Here is a 20,539-nt window from a genome sequence, read left to right as displayed (position 1 = left end):
CTCGCTACCGTAGACGCAAGCACGAGGCCCGGATCCCCGACGGACCCGGATCACGAGTGATCCACCGGCTCCCCCGAGGCCGGTGGTCCGCCCGGGCCCCGCGCGAGGAAGGCAGTCGTGTCCCGGCACCGCTCCCCCGGCGGCCGCGGCGCGCATCCCGGCCCGCAGGCGGACGTACGCCGCCTGTCCCAGGGCCGGGGCGCCGCGGCCTCCCCCGCGCGCCGGCACGTCCTGCCTTCCCCCGGTGCGTCCCCCGGCGCCGCCGGGCCGAGCCGCCCGGTCCTGGACCGGTCGGCCGTACGCCGGGCCATCGGGGGTGCCGCGCTCACCGGCGGGGCCCTCAGCGTCGTCGTCCCGAGCGCGGACCTGCTGGTCGCGGCCCCGGCGACGATCGTGACCGACGCCGCCGCCGTCGGGCTGGCCTCCGAGGACGTCGCCTCTGTGGAGGAGCCCGCCGGGCTGGGCGCGAGCGTCCTGCCGGTCGCGTTCCTGCGGGACGCGGACGACCGCGCGGACGCGGACGGGCTGCTCAAGGCCGTCGGTCTGGCGGACGTCGCGCGGCGGGCCGAGGAGGGGCGTGCGGCCCGGGTGAACTGCGACGCCGACCTGTCAGCCCTCGCGGGCGTCCGCACCTGGGTGCGCGACGCCGCCCGGTTCCTGTCCTGCCTCTACGACGAGCCCGACCTGATCGGCATCGCGGGCCGCGGCCGCGTCTCGGACCATCCGCGCGGCCTCGCGATCGACCTGATGACGACCGGCGCCGAGGGCGACCGGATCGCCGCCTGCGCGTTGCGGAACCAGGAGGCGCTCGGCGTCTCCTACGTGATCTGGAAGCAGCGGGTCAACTACGGCGACGGGTGGGAACGCATGGAGGACCGCGGCGACGCCACCGAGAACCACTTCGACCACGTGCACATCTCGTTCGAGCCGGGCGCGGGGAGCGGCGTGCCCGACCCGGAGCTCTGCACCTAGGTGACCTGCTAGCCGTCCTGCGGCGTCGCGTCGTGGTGCGGCTCGCCGTGGGTCCGCCGGCGCTGCTTCATCTCCGCCTCGAACACATGCCGGCGCCCGTCCATCGTGTCCTCGCGGACGCCGCGCTCGAGGGCGCGCAGGACGTCGTAGTAGCCGTCGTCGAACTCCTCGACGATCTGGAAGCTCCAATGGCCGGGGATCACGTTGCGGCCCACCAGCTCCCTCTCGATCCGGTCCGCCCAGCCGTCGTGCCCGGTCTTGCGCAGGCCGTCGACGACGTCGTCGAGCATGGCGTCCGCACCACCGATGAGCTGATGGAACTCGTACAGCGCGCCCCGCGCCCGCTCGATGCGTTCGAGCATCTCGGAGAACGCTCCGACCGCGGCGACGAGCTCGTCGGGGACACCTTCGGGGCGGGCATGAGCGGTATCGAGATCACGTGAGGCCACGGGCGGGTCGTACCCGGAGTTCGCCTCCGGTGAACGTTCGCGGCTGTGGGCGAACACGGCCCTGCCCGCGGCGCCGGATCCCTACCGTCGCCTGCGTTCCCGATCCCAGGAGGCCGCCATGCCCGCCCGCACCACCGAACCCTCGCCCCTGCCGCCGACCCTGCCCAGGCTCCCGGAGCGGCCCGAACGGCTCGTGATCCCCCCGACCCACCTGCTCGCGCCCGCCGCCGGCGCCTCCGCGGACCTGCGGGAGCGGCTGCTCGCGCGGCGGATCGTGCTGCTCGGCGGCGAGATCGACGACGAGGCCGCGCTGCGCGTCGTCGGCGAGCTGCTGCTGCTCGCGGACGAGGACCCGCGCACGGACATCAGGCTGTGCCTGACCTCGCCCGGCGGCTCGGTGACCGCCGCGCTCGCGATCCACGACGCGATGCGGTCCGTGACACCGGACGTCGCGACCAGGGCCGTCGGGCTCACCGCGTCCGCCGCGCAGGTCCTGCTGACCGCCGGGGCCGCCGGCAAGCGGAGCGCCGCGGCGCACGCGCGGATCGTGCTGCGCCGCCCGTCCGCGCGCTCCGACGGGCGCGGCCCCGTCCCGGCGGACGTGCTGGCCGTGTATCGGTGGGAGTGCGCGGAGATCACCGCGCGACACAGCGGCCGGAGCGTCGACGAGGTGCTCGCCGACACGGAGGCCGAGCGCTGGTTCACCGCCGAGGAGGCGGTGGGCGCAGGGCTCGTCGACCGGGTGGGGTAGGCCCGGCCTTCCGGATCTCGCCGGCGCGGATCCGGAAGACGGCCCTCGTCCCGTTTGCCCTGACCGCCCCAAGGGCACCAACGAGACATGCCCGACTCCCGGCCGCGCGTGCCGCTGCAGCTCGTGTTCGCGATCGTGATCGCACTGCCCGGCGCCTACCTCGGCGCGGCGTCGTATCTCGGTCTCCCGCACCCGGAGCTCGCGCCACCGCTGGCCGCGGCCGTCTACGGCATCGCGATCATCGGTGCGGCCTTCATCCTGTCCTGGGCGGCCGAGGCGGCGCAGGTGGACCTCAGCGCCGGCCTCGCCCTCGCCTTGCTGGCGCTGCTCGCGGTGCTGCCCGAGTACGCCGTCGACTTCGTGTTCGGCTTCCGCGCGGGGCAGGTCTTCGAGGAGAACGGCGCCTGCGTCCCGGACGCCGCCGGCACCAACCCCTGCTCACTGGCCCTGGCCAACATGACCGGGGCCAACCGGGTGCTCGTCGGCGTCGGCTGGCCGCTGGTGGTGCTCGTCGCGACGCTCGCGGTGCGGCACGCGAAACGCAGCGGCGGCCACGACAGCGTCTCGACGCACACGGGCGCCGTCACCATGCCGCGGGCGATGTCCGCCGAGGTCGTCTTCCTCGGGATCGCCACGATCTACTCGCTGACGTTGCCGCTGCGGTCGTCGCTGACGCTCGTCGACGCCGCCGTGCTCGTGGCGATCTTCGCGGCCTATGCCTTGCGGCTGGCCAAGGCGCCCGCCGAGGAACCGGACCTGCAGGGGGCGGCGGACTGGATCGCGTGCCGGCCGAAGCCCGGCCGGCGATGGCTGGTCGGCGGGCTGTTCGTGATCGCGGGACTCGTCATCCTCACCACCGCCGAACACTTCGCAGAGGGCCTGGTCGCAACCGGTTCGGAGCTGGGCGTCGACCAGTTCGTGCTGGTCCAGTGGGTCGCCCCGCTCGCCAGCGAGTCCCCGGAGCTGATCGTCGCGTGCCTCTACGCGTGGCGCCTCAAGGCCGGGAACTCGCTCGGCACGCTGCTGTCCAGCAAGGTCAACCAGTGGACGCTGCTGGTCGGGACGCTGCCGATCGTCTTCGCGGTCTCGTCGACGTCGCTGCACGGGCTCCCGTTGGACACGCACCAGCGTCTCGAGCTGCTGCTGACGGCGTCGCAGTCGCTGTTCGCGGTGAGCCTGCTGGTCACGCTCGGGCTGAGCCTGCGCGGCGCGGTGGCGCTACTGGTGCTGTTCCTGGTGCAGTTCGTCACGTCCATCACGCTGCCCTCGGAGACGGACCGGATCGTCGTCGTGGCGATGTCCGGGGTGTACCTCGTGCTGGCGGTGGCGCAGTTCATCCGGCACCGGCGGCTGCTGGTGCGGACGACGAAGGACGGGCTCGTGACCCGGTTCGGCGAGCTGGAGAAGGCGGACGAGGAGGCGGAAGCGCGTCGCTGATGTGACGGGACTAACATCGGAGGTTCTTCTGCATCGATGGAGAGGACCTGCTGCATGCGCGTCGGAGTGTTGACCGGAGGCGGCGACTGCCCCGGTCTCAACGCCGTCATCCGGGCGGTCGTCCGGAAGGGCGTCCCCGGGTACGGCTACGAGTTCGTCGGGTTCCGGGACGGATGGCGGGGTGTGCTCGAGGGCGACACCAAGCCTCTCGACGTCTCGGCGGTACGCGGGCTGCTGCCCCGCGGGGGCACGATCCTCGGCTCCTCGCGGACCAACCCGTTCGCCCTCGACGACGGCCTCGCCCGGATCCGCGGGACCCTCACCGATCTCGGGGTGGACGCGCTGATCGCGATCGGCGGCGAGGACACGCTCGGCGTCGCGGCCACACTGCACGAGGACGGCGTACAGGTCGTCGGGGTGCCGAAGACGATCGACAACGACCTCTCCGGGACGGACTACACGTTCGGCTTCGACACTGCGGTGAACATCGCGACCGAGGCCATCGACCGGCTGCACACCACGGCGGAGTCGCACCACCGGGCGTTGATCGTCGAGGTCATGGGGCGGCACGCGGGGTGGATCGCCCTGCACGCGGGAATGGCCGGCGGCGCCAACGCGATCCTCATCCCGGAGGTGCGGTTCGACATCGACCAGGTCTGCGAGTGGGTCGAGAGCCGGTTCCGGCTGGACTACGCGCCGATCATCGTCGTCTCCGAGGGCGCGATGCCCGAGGAGGGGGACGAGGTGCTGATGTCCGGCGAGACGGACGCGTTCGGCCACGCCCGGCTCGGCGGCATCGGGGACTGGCTCGGCAAGGAGATCGAGCGGCGTACCGGCAAGGAGGCGCGGACGACCGTGCTCGGGCACGTGCAGCGCGGCGGCACGCCGACCGCCCGGGACCGCTGGCTCGCGACACGTTTCGGGCTGCACGCGATCGACGCCGTCGCGGCGGGGAACTGGGGCGTGATGACCGCGCTGCGGGGCACGGACATCGTCACGGTGCCGCTCGCCGAGGCGACGAAGGAGCTCAAGCTGGTGGACCCCGCCCTGTACGCGGAGGCCGCGATCTTCTTCGGGTGAGCGGTGCCCTAGATCGAGTTCATCCGGACGAAACCGTCCGGAAACGGGTGTGCCGCGCGGCTGACCTAGAACTGAGGGCGTCCGTCGTTCCTCGTCGTTCCGGAGGTCCACCCGTGCCGGAGAAGCCCCGCACCGCGCCCGCGAACGTCGCGTGCCCGGCCGAGTGCCGGCGCGACCACGCCCGCGTCGCGCACCACGACCGGCTGCTCCGGATCGAGACGGAGCCGGACGCGATCGTCGAGCTGTTCGAGGTCGCGGTGACCTGGGCGGAGCTCGAGTACCCGGTCGAGGAGATGGTCGCGCCGTCGAGCTGGCCGGCCTTCGCCGAGAGGCACCGCTGGAAGGACCCGGAGCGCGCCCTCCGGATCCTGGCGCTCGCGTCGGACGTCGCCCTGCGGGGCACGAGGACGCCCGCGCCGGCGCGGAACGTGACGCTGAGCATGGCCTCGGGCGACGGGATCTGCCCCACCCTCGTCGGCACGCCGTCGCCGTCGGGCGCCCCGCGTCTCCGTCTCGCCCGCCCCTGACGTCGACCGCCCTCCCGCGAGTCGGGCCGAGTGCCGGGCTGTACGAGCCATGCGGCGCGCCGGTCCAGGAAGTTCTCGCGCACCGCAGCCGCATGATCACGATCATGCCCGGCGGCGCCGCAGCCCTGCCCCCGAACGGCCTGCCGAGCACCCCGACTCGGTGGTCGCCGGAGCGCGAGTCGCGGGGTCAGGCGCGCGGGAGGCCGGTGACGCGGAAGTCGTGCAGGCTCAGGACCTCCACGTGCTCGTCCGGGCGGGAGAGGGCCAGGGTGCCCGTGTCGTCCAGGGTCCCGACGACCGCCGCCGCCAGGTCCCGCTCGGCGAACGCGGCGAGGCACTCCGGCTCCCGGCCCGCGGGCACGCAGAGCAGGAAGCCGAAGCTCGGGAAGCAGTTGAACCACCGTGTCAGGGGCACACCCGGCGGAGCCGGCACCGCGTCGACGTCGAGGGTCACGCCGAGCCGTCCGGGCTCCAGGAGCATCGCCAGCGATCCGACGAGCCCGGCCATGCTGATGTCCTTCGCCGCCACCACGACGCCGGATTCCGCCAGCACGCCGAGCAGCCGGACGTCGCCCGCGCTTCGCCGGCCCCGGGACTCGAACGCCGGGAAGAACGGGAAGTCCGCCCGCATCCGGCCGTCGAGCGCCGCGGCCACGACGAGCGACTGGCCGGGCGCGGCGCGGGTCACCGACAACGGCGCCGCGGAGGCCCCGACGGCGAACGCGGAGATCGCGGGATCGCCGTCATGGATCGTCAGGTGCCCGCCGATGATCGGCACGTCGTAGAGCTCGGCGGCCTCCCGCATCCCGGCGAGTGCCTTACGGGCCACCGGTTCCGACGCGACGACGGTGTCCACGACGCCCAGCGGCACCCCACCCATCGCGGCCACGTCGTTGACGTTCGTGAGCACCGCGGCGAACCCGGCACCGTGCGGGTCCGCGGCGACGAACGGGGGGAACAGCGCCTCCCCGCACGCGATGACCGGGCCGCCGTGCGCGGTGACCACCGCGCCGTCGTCCCCGGGACCCCCCATCCAGTCCGTCCCGCCGAGGACCTCGCCGACGAGGGCGATCTCGGCCTTCGCGGTCAGTCCCGGGTTCGCGAGGCAGGCGGCGGCGATGGCAGACAGGGAGTCGGGCCCGGAAAGCTCAGGCACGGATCGTCACCCACACCGCGCGCGCGGGCTCGTCGCCCTCGTTGCTCCACCGGTGCCCGCGGTCCGTCGGATAGTGCAGGGTGTCCCCCGGCTCGACGTCGTACCGCTCCCCCGCCACCTCGACCCGCAACGCACCCTCCAACACCAGCAGGAGCTCCTCTCCCGGTCGGCGGGGCCGGGTGTCCCCGCTCTCCCCGCCCGGTTCGACGACGGCCATCACGCCGCCCGCGCGCAACGTCGCGTCCGCCTCGGCGATCCCCTCCGTGGTCACGCCGAGCGCCGCCGGGGCCCACTCCTTGGGCGCCTTGCCGCGCGCGCCCGCCCGGACGTACCGGGCGACGGGCTCGCCGGGCAGCTCGTCGACCAGCGACGCGACGGTGGTGCCGAGCGCGCCGGAGAGCTTCAGCAGCGTGGTGATCGTGGGCACCATGTCCCCCCGTTCGACCTTGTGCACGGCGGCGGCGGACACGTCGGCCCGGACCGCGAGCTGTTGCAGGGACAGGCCAAGTCGCTGACGCGCCTCCCGGACCCTCGGCCCGATGGCGTCGACGATGGGCTCCCAGGGGCCCTGGCTCGGCTGGGTCACACTCGTCCCCTCCGGTCATGGACACGTACGCGTTGAGCATCATAAACGGCTCTCACCTATCGTGAACACACCCGGAGCCGACCAGGAGAGCCGATGCCCGATCAGCGGCGCCACCAGCCGTCCCGGCCGCCGTCGGCGTCCGCCGTGCACCACGACGAGCTGTGCCGCGCGGTCGCCTCCCGGCCCCGGAGCCGCAGCGTTTCCGGGGCTGACCGACCCGGCTCACGCCAGCGGGAGCACCTTGACGATCCGGGCCGCGAGGTGCCCGATGGTCCGCTGGTCCGCGGCGGCGGCGTCCGGCCCGGCGAGCCCGACGGGCGCGTCCGCGGGCAGCGTGTCGTGATGGACCGCGACGGCGCCGTCTCCGCCGATCCCGATGCCGGTCCGCAGCGTGGACAGTCCGGCGGCCGTGTGCGCGAGCGCGACGGCGTCTCCCTCCTGGACGGGATCCACGCGGGTCGGCACACCTTCCTCCTCCGCGCCGGCACTCACCTCGTGCAGGATCGCCGGATCGGCGCCCGCGGCCAGCAGCACGACGACCGCGGGTCGCTCGGCGCCCCCTCCGCTCACCCGGACACCGCGTCGGCGTGCGCGTCGACCAGCCCCGCGGCGACGGCGTTGCGCGGGCCCTCGTTGCCGTGCACGTTGCCCGTGCCGCAGACGACACCGTGCCCGGCGAGGGCGTCGGCGATCAGGTCCGGGATCTCGAAGTCCAGCGCGGAACCACCGAGCAGGACCACGAAGTCCAGCATCCGCAGGCTGCCGCGGGGCGCGACCTGGCGCAGCGCGCGGAGCGCGTTGACGACGAACACCCGCCGCTTCGCCTCCCTACGGATCCGCCGGACGTGGTCGACCGAGGCCCTCGTCGGGATCGGTGCGGGCCCCTCCGGGGTCATCGCGACGACGCGGGCGAACACGTGCGGCGGCAGCGGCTCGGTGAAGAACTGCACCGTCCCGTCCTCGTGTCGGATGTGGAAGAAGCTCTCGACCTTCGCCAGCGGATGCCGCTTGACCGACTCGGCGACCTCCCGGTCCTCGAGGGCCAGCTCGGAGCCGATCAGCTTCGTGACCAGCTCGCCGGCCCCGGCGACGTGTACCGCCGTGCACACGCCGTCGCGGTCGAGCAGGGCCGCGTCCGTGGATCCGCCGCCGAGGTCGAGCACCGCGATCGGGACGTCGGTGCCCGGCGTGGTCAACGCCCCCCGGACCGCCATCTCGCCCTCGATGCCGCCAATCTCGGCGCGGCAGCCGAGCGCCTCGGCCACCTCGTCGGCGACGACCTGCATGCGGCTCCGGCTGGTCCGGACCATCGCCGCGAGCGCGACGGCGTTCTCCAGCGCGACCTCGCCGGCCAGCCCGCCGCGCACCTCGTTCGGCACGAACGTGTCGACGGCCAGCACGTCCCGGATCCGGATCTCGGCCGCCGGCTGCCCGGTCACGTCCGTCATGGTGTCCCGGACCTGCGCGAGCATCCCGCCGACGTGTGTGCCGGGCTCACCGGTCGCGTCGTCGAGGGGCTGGACCCGGTCGAGTGTGTCCATGATCTCGTCGGCGCCCGCGTCGACGTCGACCTGCAGGGTCTTGCCGGCGCCGGTGAGGGTCAGGGTGCCGACCGGGATCCGCCGGTCGGTGACGTCCCCGGTGGGCGTCCGGACGACGACGGCCGAGCGGTTCCCGGTGAGCGCCCGGGCCACCGGCGAGACCTGCCGCGTCTGTTCCGGATCGAGCCCGAACACCGACGCGAGGCCGTAGGAGTCCGACAGCGTGCGGATGGTGCGCCCCGGGGGCGCGACCTCGACGGCGGCGTGCATCCCGAGGGGCACCTTCGCCACCGCCGCCACCTCGTCGACGACGGGGATCGGCGTGCGGAGCCGGTTCACCACCAGCACGGCGTCGTCGTGGGCGAGGACGGCCGCGACGACCGGTACGCCGCGCTCGGCCGCCGCGTTCAGCTCGGCGGCCACGTCGTCGAAGTCCCAGCCGCCCGGGACCACCACGACCACCGGCTCGTCCGGCGAGGCCCCGGCGAGCCCGTCGAGCGAGACGGTCGTGCCGACCCCCAGCCCGACGCCGCCCGGTGTCTCGGGGTTGTGCCCGATCATCGTGGACTCGGTGATGATCGTCTCGGAGATGGTCTCCATGGCCAGCCCGCTGATCACCGGCGTGGCCTCGTTCAGCAGAACGACGTCGAGGTCCGCCGGCGAGCGCCGGGCCCCCACGAGGGCCCGGCGCACGGCGTCGACGGCGCCCTCGGTGTTCTCGGGCGTGCCCTTGACCCCGGTCGTGTGGGTCAGGGCCGTTCCCAGGTACTCCACGGAACCGCCCGAGACCGAGGCGACGCACGCCTCGGTGGTCGAGTTCCCGATGTCGACCCCGACGACCAGACGGTTCATGCCCGGGAGATCACCGGCTCGACCTCCACCGGCCTGCGCCCCGCCACGATGCACTCGAACTCCTTGAGGTGCAGCAGCGCGGCCTTCGCCTGCCAGCGGGGGCGCGCCATCTGGTCATTCCGGGTCGGCACCGGGGCCGGCGACTCGCCCTTGGCGTACTGGGCGGCGTTCGACCCGATGCGGCGGAACACCTCGGCGTCGAGCAGCGGGGACTGCGGGAACAGCTCCAGGTTGCTCAGCCGCGGCAGGTCCCGCTGGTGGATCATCGTGGTCCCGCGGGAGAGCAGCCCGATGGAGATGCCGGAGCCCGAGAGCCGGGCACCGGTGTGGGCGATGGCCGCGAGGTCGGCGGTGTCCCACACCTTGACCATCCGCGCGGTGACGCCCTGCTCCTCGATGCCGGCCAGGACCTGCCGGATCACCTCGGCGTGCGGGACGTCGACGATGGTCCTGGTGAACGTCTCGGCGAAGGCCGGCGAGACGGCGATGACCACCTCGTCCGGCCGCGACGCACGCTGGGCCGGCCCGATCTCCTTCAGGGTCAGGGTCCGCACCGCGGCGGGAGCGCTCATCACGACACCTCCGTCTCGGGGTTCTCGGCGCTCGTCACGTGCCGCAGTTTCTTGAGCTGTTCCCACCGCTCGCCCTGCAGCCGGTAGCCGGTGCCCGGCCCGGCGTAGTCGTTGGCGTCGTTGATCGCCGAGAGCGGGACGAAGTCGTGGGTGAGGATGGCCGAGGTCTGCAGCAGGTCGCCGGAGACGCGCTGGCGCAGCACGGTCAGCAGGTTCTCGGCGACGTCGTGGAATCCGGTGCGCTCCAGCGCCGTGACCAGGTCGAGGCCGGTGATGCCGCGGTCCATCACCGACTGGGCGCCCTTGAGGTCCTCGAGCACGTCGCGCTCGGGGTAGTCCTCGCTGCCGTTCGCATAGGTGGCCGCCTCGACCTCCTCGTCGGTGATCCGCGGCAGGTCGAGCTCGGCGAACAGGGCCTGCAGCGCGCGGGCGGCCTTGTTGCGGACCTGCAGGATCTCGTCCTCCCGGATGTGTCGCAGCCCGCCGTCGACCTGCAGGTCGCGCTGGATGGTGTTCCAGTCGTCGTAGTCGTCGGTGTCGAAGTTGGATCCGGCGAACATGTTGTCGGCGTTGGGCACCCCGGAGTAGCCCGAGCAGACGAAGTCGGTGCCCGGCAGCAGTTGGGGCATCATCCGCGCGGTCCGGCGCATCGCCGAGTGCGAGAACGACTGGTCGTTGCCGGATGCGCACTCGAGGTCGACCATGCTCGCGACGAGGTTCTCCGCCGCTACCGCACGGATGCCGCCCGGCATCGCACCGGGTACGCCGATGCAGCTGATCGAACCGTTCTGCAGGCCCTGCACCCCCGCGCCCTTGGCCATGAGGACGCAGCGGATCTCCAGGTACAGCATGGACTTGCCCTCGGCGTTGCCCATCTGCACCTCCGAACCGGTGCCCGAGGTGAAGCGCATCTTGATGCCGCGCGAGGCGTAGGCGGAGGCGAGGAAGGACTTGGACCACGGCGTGTCGTCGCCGTCGACGAACACCGACTCGGTGCCGTAGATCGAGATCGTCTCGGCGTAGGCGGTGATGCCGCGCATGCCGAGCTCCAACTCGGTGGCCTCCTCCAGCGCGCACTGGGTGAGCACGCCGCCGCGCCCGACCTGCGCACCGACCTGCAGCGCGATCGCCACCAGCGGGGCGTAGCGCAGGACGCCCAGCGTCGTCTCGAGCTCGGCGAACCCGCGCAGCGCGCCCTCCGCGGCGTCCACGGCGACCTGGAGGGGGTTGTCCCGGGCGCTGGTGGAGTGCCCCTGGTTCGCGGGCGTGCGGCGGGCCCGCATCTTCTGCATGCCCTGCATGATCTCGACGACGTTCATCAGCTTGACGACGTCGAGGATCTTGGCCGGGGTGAGCCCGCGGGTCACGGCGAGCACATCCTGGCGGGAGACGGTCGGGTTGATCAGCATGCGGGCGATCTCGTCCGACGGGACCGCCATCGAGGCCTCCGTCGTCTCGACGTCGATCGCGTGGTCGGCGATGAAGGTGTCCATGAAGTCGAAGTCGGCGCGGGCGCGGCCGTCGAGCTCGACGATCCGGCCGTCCTCGACCCGCACGCTCGGCGCCGGGTCGAAGTCCGACTCCATGGCGACGAGGCCCTTCTCGGGCCACTCCTCGACGAAGCCGTCGAGGTTGACGGGCCGGTCCTCCAGGATCTCGGTGCGCCGCGAGTGCCGGGGTTGGGTGGTGGTCATGTCAGTCCTCCTCGCGGGCCAGCAGGTCGCGCCGCTGGTAGACCTCGGCGGCCTCGCGGACCAGCGCGCCGCAGACGGGGGCGTGGTACTTGCTCTCCAGGTTCTCGGCGATCGTCAGCAGCTCGTCCCTGCTCGACGCCCGGGGCCGCAGCGCGTTGTACATCGCGAGGACCTCGGCGTCGGGGACCGCCGTGAGCTCGGCGGCGCGGCGGAAGTTCGCGGCGAGCTGCGGGCGCTGCACCGACTCGGCCAGAATCGCCTGCAGCTGCAGCGTCTCCGGCGCGATCCGCAGGTCGTCCGCGACGATCTCCCCCGCCACCACGGCGTTCATCGTCAGCGCCGAGAGCGGCTTCCCGGTGGGGGTGCGGAGGAGGTCCTGACGATTGACCGAGAGCGGATAGTCGGCCGGCCCGAGATCGGGGCGGGACTGCGGGGCTGGAGCGGACACGCGCATCACCTCTCGTCGTTCACGGTACGCAGAAGGGCCACGACTCCTCGACAGTGACGCCGGCCACGTCGCACGATCGTTGCGCACGGACGCAGGCAGCGAGAACCCCTCCGGGCCCGCCCTACCCGAACGGCCGCCGGACACGCGCCCGGTCCGCGGCGCCGCCGAACGGTGACGCCGCCAGTTGCGGGGGCCTTGTCGCCCGCGCGGCGGTGGCGGTTGCTCCGGCCGCCGGGTGCGCCCCTGATCGGACGTCCGGATGGGGGGCCCCGCTCGCCACCGACGCCACCCCACCGTCCGGTCAGGGGCGGATCCACTCGCCCGAGGAGAAGGCTGCCGCGCGGGGCCCCCGTCCTGTTGGGTGGGAGCTCGGGTCGCCGGACCCGCTCGACGACGAGGGAAGGACACGACGATGAACGGGCTGACGTTCGCGGAGGCACAGAAGGCGCTCGCCGCGGGACTGGAGAAGGCCGACGAGATCGGCCAGCCGATGAACATCGCGGTGGTCGACGCGGGCGGGCACCTCCTGGCGTTCGCCCGCCAGGACGGCGCCATCCGCGCCAGCATCGACATCGCGCAGCGCAAGGCGCGGACGTCGATCCTGATGAACCTGCCCACCGGCGCGCTCGCGCCGCTGGTCCAGCCGGGGCAGGAGCTCTACGGCCTGGAGCAGCTCTCCGGCGGCATGGTCGCGTTCGGCGGGGGCCTCCCGGTGCACCGCGACGGCGAGCTGGTCGGCGCGGTCGGGGTCAGCGCCGGGTCCGTCGACCAGGACACGACGGTCGCGACGGCGGCGGTGTCGGCGCTCGGCTGAGCGCCGACGGTCAGACGATCCCCTGCCGGGTCGCGGTGTAGACGATCTCCGTGCGGCGGCGGACGTCGAGCTTGTCCCGCAGGTTCCGGACGTGGAACTTGACGGTCGCCTCGCTGATGACGAGCTCGGCGCCGATCTCGCGGTTGGACATCCCGGTGGCGAGCAGGCGCAGGACCTGGGTCTCCCGGTCCGTCAGCAGGGCGCCGCGGGGTCCGGTCACACCGGGAGCCGGGCGCTCGGTGTCCCGCAGCGCGTCCATCACGATCGCGGTGGTGCGCGAGTCGAAGACGCTCTCGCCGCGGAGCAGCGTCCGGGCCGCCTGCACGATCTCGGCCGTCTCCGCGCCCTTGCGCAGGTAGCCGTGGACCCCTAGGCGGATGGTGCGGAGCATGACGTCGCGGTCCCGGCAGGCGGTGAGCACGAGGATCTTGGTGCCGCGGTGGCGTTGCAGCAGCGCGCGGGCGACGTCCAGGCCGGCGGCGTCCCCGCGGCCGAGGTCCACGTCGAGCAGCACGAGGTCCGGGCGGACGCGGTCCGCGGCGAAGAGGGCGTCCCGCGGGGTGGCCGCCTCGGCGACGATCCGCAGGTCGGGCTCGGCGGCGAAGAGCTGGCGCAGCCCTAGCCGGACGATCGCCTCGCTCTCCACGACGAGCACCCTGGCCGTCCGCAGGGCGAGGTCGCCCTCGGGTACGCGAGCGGTGACGGGCGGGGCGAAGTGCGGCCGGGCCGGCCGGGCGGGAGCGGCGTCCGGCAGGGTGTCCGAGGACAACACCGTCATCGCGTACCTCCGATGTGTGACGGGGACCGTGCGCACCGCACGGTAAGTTGTGTCACGTTGCCCGTTCGTTGCACGCCCGCCGCCGGCTGGACCTGACCTATCGGCCAGGCGTTCGTCGCCTTGCCTATCCGGGTGGGGGTGGCCGATGATGGCCGCGGGCGAGGGTCGCGCGGGGCAGCGCGGGCCTGCGGCGGAGTCTCCGCCGCGGTGGTGCGCGCGACGGGAACGAGGACGGTCCGGGACTACACCGGAACAGCGACATACGGGGTGCGGATGCCAGTCGACGGCGTGGTCGAGCGGGACACCGGTCCCGCCGGGGATCCCGGCCGGGCCCGCATGCTCGACGAGCTGTACGCCGCCGTCGTGGACGACCGCTCCGGCGGCACGCCGCTCCGCAGCCTGGTCTCGGAGTCCTGGCAGCGCAGCCTCGCCGCGGACATCGATCCCGAACGCCGTACGCCGCCGATCACCTACGACCGTCGCGAGAGCAGGGCCCGCCTCTCCGCCCACCCGCTGCACACCGTGATGCCGCTGCTGCGCAGCAACCTGGTGAGCATCGCGGACGAGGCCATGCACGTAGTCCTGGTCACGGACGCGGACGGCGTCGTCCTGTGGCGCGAGGGCGCCAGTGCGGTGCTGCGCCCGGCGGACCGGGTCGGCCTCGTCGAGGGGTCGCGCTGGTCCGAGGACGCGATGGGCACGAACGCGATGGGCACCACGCTCGCGGTGGGCCGCCCCGTCCAGATCCATTCCACCGAGCACCTCGTCCGCACGATCCACGCCTGGACCTGCGTCGCCGCCCCGGTGCACGACCCGGACACCGGCCGGATCATCGGCGCCATCGACATCACCGGCCCCCGGCGGACCATCCACCCGGCGATGCTCGCGCTGGTCACCACCACCGCCCAGCTCGCCGAGAACCAGCTCCGGGTGCAGCTCGCGATCGCCGACGAGCGGATGCGGCTGCGGAACATGCCGCACCTGCAGAGCCTGCGCGGGACCGCGGGCGCGCTGGTCACGCCCAGCGGCCGGGTCGTCGCCGGCGAGCCGTACGGCTGGTGGCCCGAGCGCGTCCCGATCGTCGACGGCGCGGACCGCATCGAGCTCGCCGACGGCCGCCGGCTGCTGGTCGAGCCGCTGGCCGAGGGCTACCTGCTGCGGGAGATCTCGCGGAGATCCGCCCTGCCGCGCGGCTCGAGCCGGGCGACCGCCGTGCCCGAGGCGCCGGCGCCCGACCGGCACGCCCTCGCCCTGCGGTTCATGGGCGACGGGACCCCGCGCGCGGTGCTGGACGGCACCCCCATCCCGATGACGTTGCGTCCCGCGGAGATGCTCGCGGCGCTGGCCCTGCACCCGGAGGGCCTCACCGCCGAACGCCTCGCCTACCTGCTCTACGGCGACGACGGCAACCAGACGACGGTGCGCGGGGAGATCCACCGGCTGCGCGCCTCGATCGGCGCGGACGTCCTCAAGACCCGCCCCTACCGGCTGGACGCGACGGTCGACACGGACTTCGGCGCCGTCCGGCGCGCGCTGGAGAGCGGCCGGGTGGCGGACGCGATCCGGGTCTGCGCCGGGCCGCTGCTCCCGCGCTCCGACGCCCCCGAGATCCGCGCCGTCCGGGACGAGCTGGAGGCCGCCCTGCGCCGGGCCGTCCTGGACTCGGACGACGTGGACCTGCTGCACACCTTCGGCGCCCACCCGCTCGGCCGGGACGACCTCGAGGTGCACGAGCGGCTGGCGGACCTGCTGCCCGCCGGGGACCCGAGACGGTCGGTCGCGGAGTCCCGGGTCGCGCGGCTGCTCGCCGAGTAGGTCAGGCCGGTGCCGGGACGAGCTCCCGGTAGATGCCGCGGTGGACGTCCGCCGAGTTCTCCCAGGTGAAGCGGCCCGCGCTCAGGCGTCCGGACGTCGCCAGCCGCGCGCGGAGCTCCGCGTCGGTGACGATCCGGCGGAGCGCCGCGGCGAGCGCGTGGTCGTCCCCGACGGCCGGGAGCAGCGCGTCGACGTCGTCGATGAGGTGCTCGCGGAACACGGGCAGGTCGCTGGCGACGACCGGCAGCCCGAGCCCCATCGCCTCGATCGCGACCAGGCCGAAGCCCTCCGCCGTCGACGGGTAGCAGAGTGCGTCCGCGGCCTCGTACCAGCAGCCCAGCTCGGCGTCGGAGACCGTGCCGAGCTCGACGACGTCCCGGCCGAGCTGGAGCCCCAGGCCCGGGAGCTCGACGAGCGCGGCGTCCCGGTACGGCGCGAAGTCCTGGAACGAGTGCCCGCCGACGATCGCGAGCACCGGGTCGAGGCCCTCGGAGCGGAGCCGCGCGAGCGCCCGGAACGCGTGGACCGTCCCCTTGCGGGGCTCGATCCCGCCCACCGCGAGCAGCAGGAACCGCTCCCGCGCGCCGACGCGCTCCCGTAGCGCGTGCGTCGCCTCCGGGGTGGCCGGTGGGAAGCGGCCGGTGTCCACGCCGTTGGGCACGATCGTCGTCGACACCCCGAAGTCCGTGGCGAGGATCCGCCGCCACTGTTCGCTCACCACCAGGACACGGTCCGGCTCGGTGACGGCGCGGCGCTGGCAGTCGACCAGGACCGGGGTGGTGAAGTCGTCCACGTGGTGGGCGGTGCGCAGTACCGGGACCGGCGCGCCGGTGCGGGCGCGGGCAGCCAGCGCGGCGCGCGCGGCGATGCAGTCCTGGGCGTGCAGGACGTCGAACTCCCCGATCCGCTCGGCGAGGCCGGCGGCGAGCAGCTCGATCCCGGCGAGGGTCCGTTCGGTGAGCGTCGTGCCCGCCCGCGCGGGCCCGCGGACGACCGTGTGCGGCACGTCGACGGAGCGGTAGAGGCCCTTCGCGGGGTCCCCCAGTGCGACGAGGTAGACGCGGTCACCGGCCCGGTGCAGGGCCTCGGCCAGCCCGATCGTATGCACGTGGCCGCCGCGGGGCGTCGTCGAATGGCTGATCAGGGCCACTCGCGGGCCGGGTTGTGACACATCCGCTCCGTTCACCATGTTGCATCCTCGTCCACCATAGTTGACTATCGGACATCTCCTATAGGAGACGGACGCCTCCTATCCGAGTACGTGCGAGGGGATCATCGGATGACCGTGCTCGACCGGACTCCTGCCGGCACCTCGGCCCACGTGGCCGAGCTGATCATGGATCTGCAGAGCGTCGGCCTGCGGATCGAGACCACCCTGGAGACCTCCCGCACGGGCGGCGCGGGTCCCTCGGACTCGGGGATGCTCTGGATCGAGGGCGTGCCCGTCACGGTCCCACCGAGCGAGACCTCGCCGTACTCCCTGCGCGCCGAGGACGACGGCCAGGGGATCTTCCGGGACGGCGTGAAGGTCGCCTCGGTGGCGGGGACGCGACGGCCCCGGTTCTACGACCTCGAGACCGCCGACGGCGTCCCGTACCACCAGATCGCGCTGCTGCACCTGGACTCGCTGGCGTCGACGGTCGTGCAGGCCTGCAACTACTGGGGCAACTCGGACCAGTGCGGCTTCTGCGGCATCGGCGTCTCGCTGGCCGCCGGGAACACGATCGCGAAGAAGACGCCCGAGATGCTCGCCGAGGTGGCCGTCGCCGCCCGGGACCTCGACGGCGCCGTCGACGCCACGCTGACCACCGGTTCGTCGGTGGCCCCGGACCGCGGCGCGTTGTACGTCGCGCGCTGCGGGCAGGCCGTGAAGGAGGCCGCGGGGCTACCCGTCGAGGTGCAGTTCGAGCCGCCGCGGGACCTCTCGGTGCTCGACCAGGTGCACGACATGGGCGTCGACTCCGTCGGCGTGCACGTCGAGTCCTTCGACCCGGCGGTGCTCGCGCGGGTCGCGCCGGGCAAGTTCCGGACCGGGATCGACGCCTACTTCCGCACGTGGGAGCGGGCGGTGCAGCTCTTCGGCGAGGGCCGCGTCTCGACATACGTGATCCTCGGGATGGGCGAGGACCCGGATCTGACCGTGGAGATGTGCCGGCGCGCCGTCGACATCGGCGTGTACCCGTTCGTCGTCCCGCTGCGGCCCGTCGCGGGGTCGCTGATGGAGGACGTGCCGGCGCCGTCGCGGGAGTACACGGAGCCGATCTACCGCAAGGTCGCCGGGTTCCTCGCCGCGCGCGGGCTGGGCGCGGACACCGCGGTCGCGGGCTGCGCGCGGTGCCAGGCGTGCTCGTCGCTCAACCTCGTGCAGCAGTCCAGCCAGGGAGATCAGCGCCGCGGCACGCCCTGCGGCACCGGCGCGCCCGGCGCCGCCCCGCTCCTGCAGATCGGAAAGCGCCCGAGCGCATGACCGCGCCCCGCACACTCCGCACCGCACGAACGGCACTCTCGTGCCGACCTGGCGCACGAAAGTGCCGTTCGTGCAGGTCAGGAGGGGCTCGGTGACCGCCGCACCGGCGGAGCGGATCCGGCCCGTCCGGGCGTCGAACGTGGTGGTCGGGGTGGATCCGGTCGCCTGCCGGCCCGCCGCGGACCCCGACGCCCGGGCCTGGCACCACCGCATCCGCCGCGCGGTGTTCGTCGAGGAGCAGGCCGTGTTCGACGGCTCGGACGTCGACGCGCACGACGCCCGGGACGACGTCGTCCACGTCCTCGCGACGCACGACGGCCGCCCCGCCGGCACCGTCCGCCTCTACCCGACGGGGGTGTCCGGGGAATGGCTCGGCGACCGGCTCGCGGTGCTCCCGGAGTTCCGGACCGCGGGGATCGGCGGCCCGCTCGTGCGGTTCGCGGTGGAGACGGCGGGGGCCCGGGACGGGATCCGCATGCTCGCCCACGTCCAGCTGCCCAACGAGCGCTTCTTCCACCGGCTCGGCTGGCGGACGGCAGGCCCGGTGGAGACCTACGTCGGCCACCCGCACGTGCCCATGACGACGCCGCTGACCAGCCCCATGACCGAGTGGCTGACCGGCCCCCGCCAAGGAGCCCCAACGCGCACCTGACCGCCGACGACCGCGTCATGGAGCCACAACGCCCCTGAAGGGGCCGATTTTCCGCGTTGTGGCTCCATGGCGCGGTTACTCGACGGTGACCGACTTCGCCAGGTTCCTCGGGCGGTCGACGTCCCGGTCCAGGGCCACGGCCGCGTGGTAGGCCAGGAGCTGCAGCGGGACCGACATCAGGATCGGGTCCAGCTCCGGCTCGTTCCGCGGGACGACGATCGTGCGGTCCGCGAGGTCCGTCGAGAGCTCCCGGTGGGCGAGCGCGACGACCGGGCCCTTGCGCGCCCGGATCTCGGCGAGCGTAGAGACGTTCTTCTCGAAGAGATCGTCGTCCGGGACGCAGGCGACGGTCGGCAGCTCGGGGCTGACCAGCGCGAGCGGGCCGTGCTTCAGCTCGGCGGACGCGTAGGCCTCGGCGTGCACGTAAGAGACCTCCTTGAACTTCTGCGCGCCCTCCTTGGCCACCGGCCAGCCTCGCCGGCGCCCGATGAACAGCACGCTGGGGCGCTGGGCGATCTCGGCCGCGGTCTCGGCGATGAGCCCCGTCCGCTTCTCCTCGTCCAGGATCTGCTCGATCTGGGCCGGGAGCTGGTTGAGGCCGTCGATGATCCGGCGGCCCTCCGTGGGCGCGAGGTCCCGGACCCGGCCGAGGTGCAGCGCGAGGAGCGCGAACGCGATGAGGGTCGAGGTGAAGGACTTCGTCGCGGCCACGGACATCTCGGGGCCGGCGTGGATGTAGATGCCGCCGTCGACCTGCCGCGCGATCGTCGAGCCGACCACGTTGATGATCCCGATGACCCGGCCGCCCTTGCGCTGCAGCTCCTGCACCGCGGCGAGGGTGTCCACGGTCTCGCCGGACTGGCTGACCGCGACGTAGAGCGTGTCCGGCTCGACGACCGGGTTGCGGTAGCGGAACTCCGACGCGGACTCCGACGTCGCGGGCACTCGGGCCAGGTCCTCGATCAGCTGGGCCCCGAGTTCGCCCGCGTAGCAGGCCGAGCCACAGCCGAGGATCTTGACGCGCTTGAACTCGCGGGCCTCGCGGATCGTGAGGTTCAGCCCGCCGAGGTGCGCGGTGGAGAACCGCTCGTCGAGGCGGCCGCGCAGCGCCCGCTCGATCGAGCGCGGCTGCTCGGCGATCTCCTTGACCAGGTAGTGGGCGTGGTCCCCGATCTCGGCGCCGACGACGTCCCAGTCCACCTCGGACGGCTGCTTGGCGGTCGAGCGGTCGTCGAGGGTGAAGGTGCGGTAGCCGGTGGCGGTGATCGTGGCCAGCTCGCCGTCGTCGAGGTAGACGACCTGACGGGTGTAGCCGACGAGCGCGGAGACGTCGCTCGCCACGAACATCTCCCGCTCCCCGACGCCGAGCAGCACCGGGGACCCGTTGCGCGCGACGACGATCCGGTCCGGGTGCTCGGAGTCCAGCACGGCGATCCCGTACGCGCCCACGACCTGCTTCAGCGCGGTCCGGACGGCCTGCTCGAGGTCCGCGGCGCCGTTCACGTACGCGGCCGCGACCAGGTGCGCGACGGTCTCGGTGTCCGTCTGCGAGGTGAACTCGACACCGTCCGCGGTCAGCTTGGCCCGCAGCTCGTCCGCGTTCTCGATGATCCCGTTGTGGACCACCGCGATCCGCTCGGACGTGTCCGTGTGCGGGTGCGCGTTGGCCACGCTCGGCTCACCGTGGGTGGCCCAGCGGGTGTGCCCGATGCCGGGCGCGCCCTTGAACCGGGCGGGCAGATCGGCGGCGAGGTCCGCGACCCGGCCGCTGGCCTTGCGCACCTTCAGCGTCGCCGGGCCCTTGCCCGTGCGGTGCACCACGGCGATGCCCGCCGAGTCGTACCCGCGGTACTCCAGCCTCCCGAGACCCTCCAGGAGGATCGGTGCGGCGTCCTGTGCGCCGACGTATCCCACGATCCCGCACACTCAGGCGTCTCCTTCTCGTGTC

20 protein-coding genes are annotated in these 20,539 nt (G+C 73.3%); 9 read left to right on the top strand and 11 right to left on the bottom strand.

Features of this window, described 5'->3' with window-relative positions; translation table 11 throughout:
- Positions 1–117 precede the first annotated feature (117 nt).
- Positions 118–972, top strand: a complete 855-nt coding sequence (locus tag JWP64_RS13545; RefSeq protein WP_297496269.1) for a hypothetical protein — start codon at positions 118–120, stop codon at positions 970–972.
- Between the two features lie 8 nt (positions 973–980).
- On the opposite strand, the gene JWP64_RS13540 is transcribed toward JWP64_RS13545, so the two are convergent.
- Positions 981–1,421, bottom strand: a complete 441-nt coding sequence (locus JWP64_RS13540; protein ID WP_297496268.1) for a hypothetical protein — start codon at positions 1,419–1,421, stop codon at positions 981–983.
- Positions 1,422–1,539: 118 nt separating this feature from the next.
- Between JWP64_RS13540 and JWP64_RS13535 the strand changes: the two genes are divergently transcribed.
- From JWP64_RS13535 to JWP64_RS13520, 4 genes are all read left to right on the top strand, one after another.
- Positions 1,540–2,172: a ClpP family protease gene (locus JWP64_RS13535; RefSeq protein WP_297496267.1), complete on the top strand. Its 633-nt coding sequence runs from the start codon at positions 1,540–1,542 to the stop codon at positions 2,170–2,172.
- Positions 2,173–2,259: 87 nt separating this feature from the next.
- Positions 2,260–3,609, top strand: a complete 1,350-nt coding sequence (locus JWP64_RS13530; RefSeq protein WP_297496266.1) for a sodium:proton exchanger — start codon at positions 2,260–2,262, stop codon at positions 3,607–3,609.
- A gap of 54 nt (positions 3,610–3,663) precedes the next feature.
- Complete coding sequence (locus JWP64_RS13525) at positions 3,664–4,689, top strand: 6-phosphofructokinase (RefSeq protein ID WP_297496265.1); 1,026 nt, start codon at positions 3,664–3,666, stop codon at positions 4,687–4,689.
- Positions 4,690–4,802: 113 nt separating this feature from the next.
- Positions 4,803–5,216: a hypothetical protein gene (locus tag JWP64_RS13520; protein ID WP_297496264.1), complete on the top strand. Its 414-nt coding sequence runs from the start codon at positions 4,803–4,805 to the stop codon at positions 5,214–5,216.
- A gap of 187 nt (positions 5,217–5,403) precedes the next feature.
- Here JWP64_RS13520 and JWP64_RS13515 read toward each other — a convergent pair whose 3' ends face one another.
- The 7 genes from JWP64_RS13515 to JWP64_RS13485 all read right to left on the bottom strand — a co-directional run bounded on the left by JWP64_RS13515 (position 5,404) and on the right by JWP64_RS13485 (position 12,065).
- Entirely contained in the window at positions 5,404–6,372 is a 969-nt protein-coding gene (locus JWP64_RS13515) for an AIR synthase related protein (RefSeq protein ID WP_297496263.1), read from the bottom strand.
- Positions 6,365–6,958, bottom strand: coding sequence for an XRE family transcriptional regulator (locus tag JWP64_RS13510; RefSeq protein ID WP_297496262.1), 594 nt, complete (start codon positions 6,956–6,958; stop codon positions 6,365–6,367). Before JWP64_RS13510 ends, JWP64_RS13515 begins: the two co-directional genes overlap by 8 nt.
- Positions 6,959–7,180: 222 nt before the next feature.
- Complete coding sequence (locus JWP64_RS13505; protein WP_297496261.1) at positions 7,181–7,528, bottom strand: glycerol dehydratase reactivase beta/small subunit family protein; 348 nt, start codon at positions 7,526–7,528, stop codon at positions 7,181–7,183.
- Positions 7,525–9,351 carry a diol dehydratase reactivase subunit alpha gene (locus JWP64_RS13500; protein ID WP_297496260.1) on the bottom strand — a complete coding sequence of 609 codons (1,827 nt, stop codon included), beginning with the start codon at positions 9,349–9,351 and terminating at the stop codon, positions 7,525–7,527. Before JWP64_RS13500 ends, JWP64_RS13505 begins: the two co-directional genes overlap by 4 nt.
- Positions 9,348–9,923 carry a propanediol/glycerol family dehydratase medium subunit gene (locus JWP64_RS13495; protein WP_297496259.1) on the bottom strand — a complete coding sequence of 192 codons (576 nt, stop codon included), beginning with the start codon at positions 9,921–9,923 and terminating at the stop codon, positions 9,348–9,350. The genes JWP64_RS13500 and JWP64_RS13495 overlap by 4 nt, the downstream gene beginning before the upstream one ends.
- On the bottom strand, positions 9,923–11,617 hold the full coding sequence (locus JWP64_RS13490) for a propanediol/glycerol family dehydratase large subunit (protein WP_297496258.1): 1,695 nt from the start codon (positions 11,615–11,617) through the stop codon (positions 9,923–9,925). The genes JWP64_RS13495 and JWP64_RS13490 overlap by 1 nt, the downstream gene beginning before the upstream one ends.
- 1 nt (position 11,618) lies before the next feature.
- Positions 11,619–12,065, bottom strand: coding sequence for a diol dehydratase small subunit (locus JWP64_RS13485; protein WP_297496257.1), 447 nt, complete (start codon positions 12,063–12,065; stop codon positions 11,619–11,621).
- A 412-nt stretch (positions 12,066–12,477) separates the two neighbouring features.
- Here JWP64_RS13485 and JWP64_RS13480 point away from each other — a divergent pair, with 412 nt between their 5' ends.
- Positions 12,478–12,879 carry a heme-binding protein gene (locus JWP64_RS13480; RefSeq protein WP_297496256.1) on the top strand — a complete coding sequence of 134 codons (402 nt, stop codon included), beginning with the start codon at positions 12,478–12,480 and terminating at the stop codon, positions 12,877–12,879.
- 10 nt (positions 12,880–12,889) lie between these two features.
- Here the strand turns inward: JWP64_RS13480 and JWP64_RS13475 are convergent, their stop codons facing one another.
- Positions 12,890–13,657 (bottom strand): response regulator transcription factor, encoded by a 768-nt coding sequence (locus JWP64_RS13475; protein WP_297496255.1) that lies wholly within the window; start codon positions 13,655–13,657, stop codon positions 12,890–12,892.
- 273 nt (positions 13,658–13,930) lie between these two features.
- Between JWP64_RS13475 and JWP64_RS13470 the strand changes: the two genes are divergently transcribed.
- Positions 13,931–15,472: a GAF domain-containing protein gene (locus JWP64_RS13470; RefSeq protein WP_297496254.1), complete on the top strand. Its 1,542-nt coding sequence runs from the start codon at positions 13,931–13,933 to the stop codon at positions 15,470–15,472.
- Position 15,473: 1 nt separating this feature from the next.
- On the opposite strand, the gene JWP64_RS13465 is transcribed toward JWP64_RS13470, so the two are convergent.
- Positions 15,474–16,661: an MSMEG_0565 family glycosyltransferase gene (locus tag JWP64_RS13465; protein ID WP_297496253.1), complete on the bottom strand. Its 1,188-nt coding sequence runs from the start codon at positions 16,659–16,661 to the stop codon at positions 15,474–15,476.
- Between the two features lie 90 nt (positions 16,662–16,751).
- On the opposite strand from JWP64_RS13465, the gene JWP64_RS13460 reads away from it, so the two are divergent.
- Together JWP64_RS13460 and JWP64_RS13455 are read left to right on the top strand one after the other, a co-directional pair.
- Positions 16,752–17,939: an MSMEG_0568 family radical SAM protein gene (locus JWP64_RS13460; RefSeq protein ID WP_297496252.1), complete on the top strand. Its 1,188-nt coding sequence runs from the start codon at positions 16,752–16,754 to the stop codon at positions 17,937–17,939.
- Between the two features lie 91 nt (positions 17,940–18,030).
- Complete coding sequence (locus JWP64_RS13455) at positions 18,031–18,591, top strand: MSMEG_0567/Sll0786 family nitrogen starvation N-acetyltransferase (RefSeq protein WP_297496251.1); 561 nt, start codon at positions 18,031–18,033, stop codon at positions 18,589–18,591.
- A 75-nt stretch (positions 18,592–18,666) separates the two neighbouring features.
- On the opposite strand, the gene glmS is transcribed toward JWP64_RS13455, so the two are convergent.
- Complete coding sequence (gene glmS, locus JWP64_RS13450; RefSeq protein WP_297496250.1) at positions 18,667–20,517, bottom strand: glutamine--fructose-6-phosphate transaminase (isomerizing); 1,851 nt, start codon at positions 20,515–20,517, stop codon at positions 18,667–18,669.
- Positions 20,518–20,539: the final 22 nt, after the last annotated feature.

Source organism: Pseudonocardia sp., assembly GCF_025465255.1.
Classification (GTDB): Bacteria; Actinomycetota; Actinomycetes; order Mycobacteriales; family Pseudonocardiaceae; genus Pseudonocardia.
This window is presented reverse-complemented; position numbering and strand designations above follow the sequence as displayed.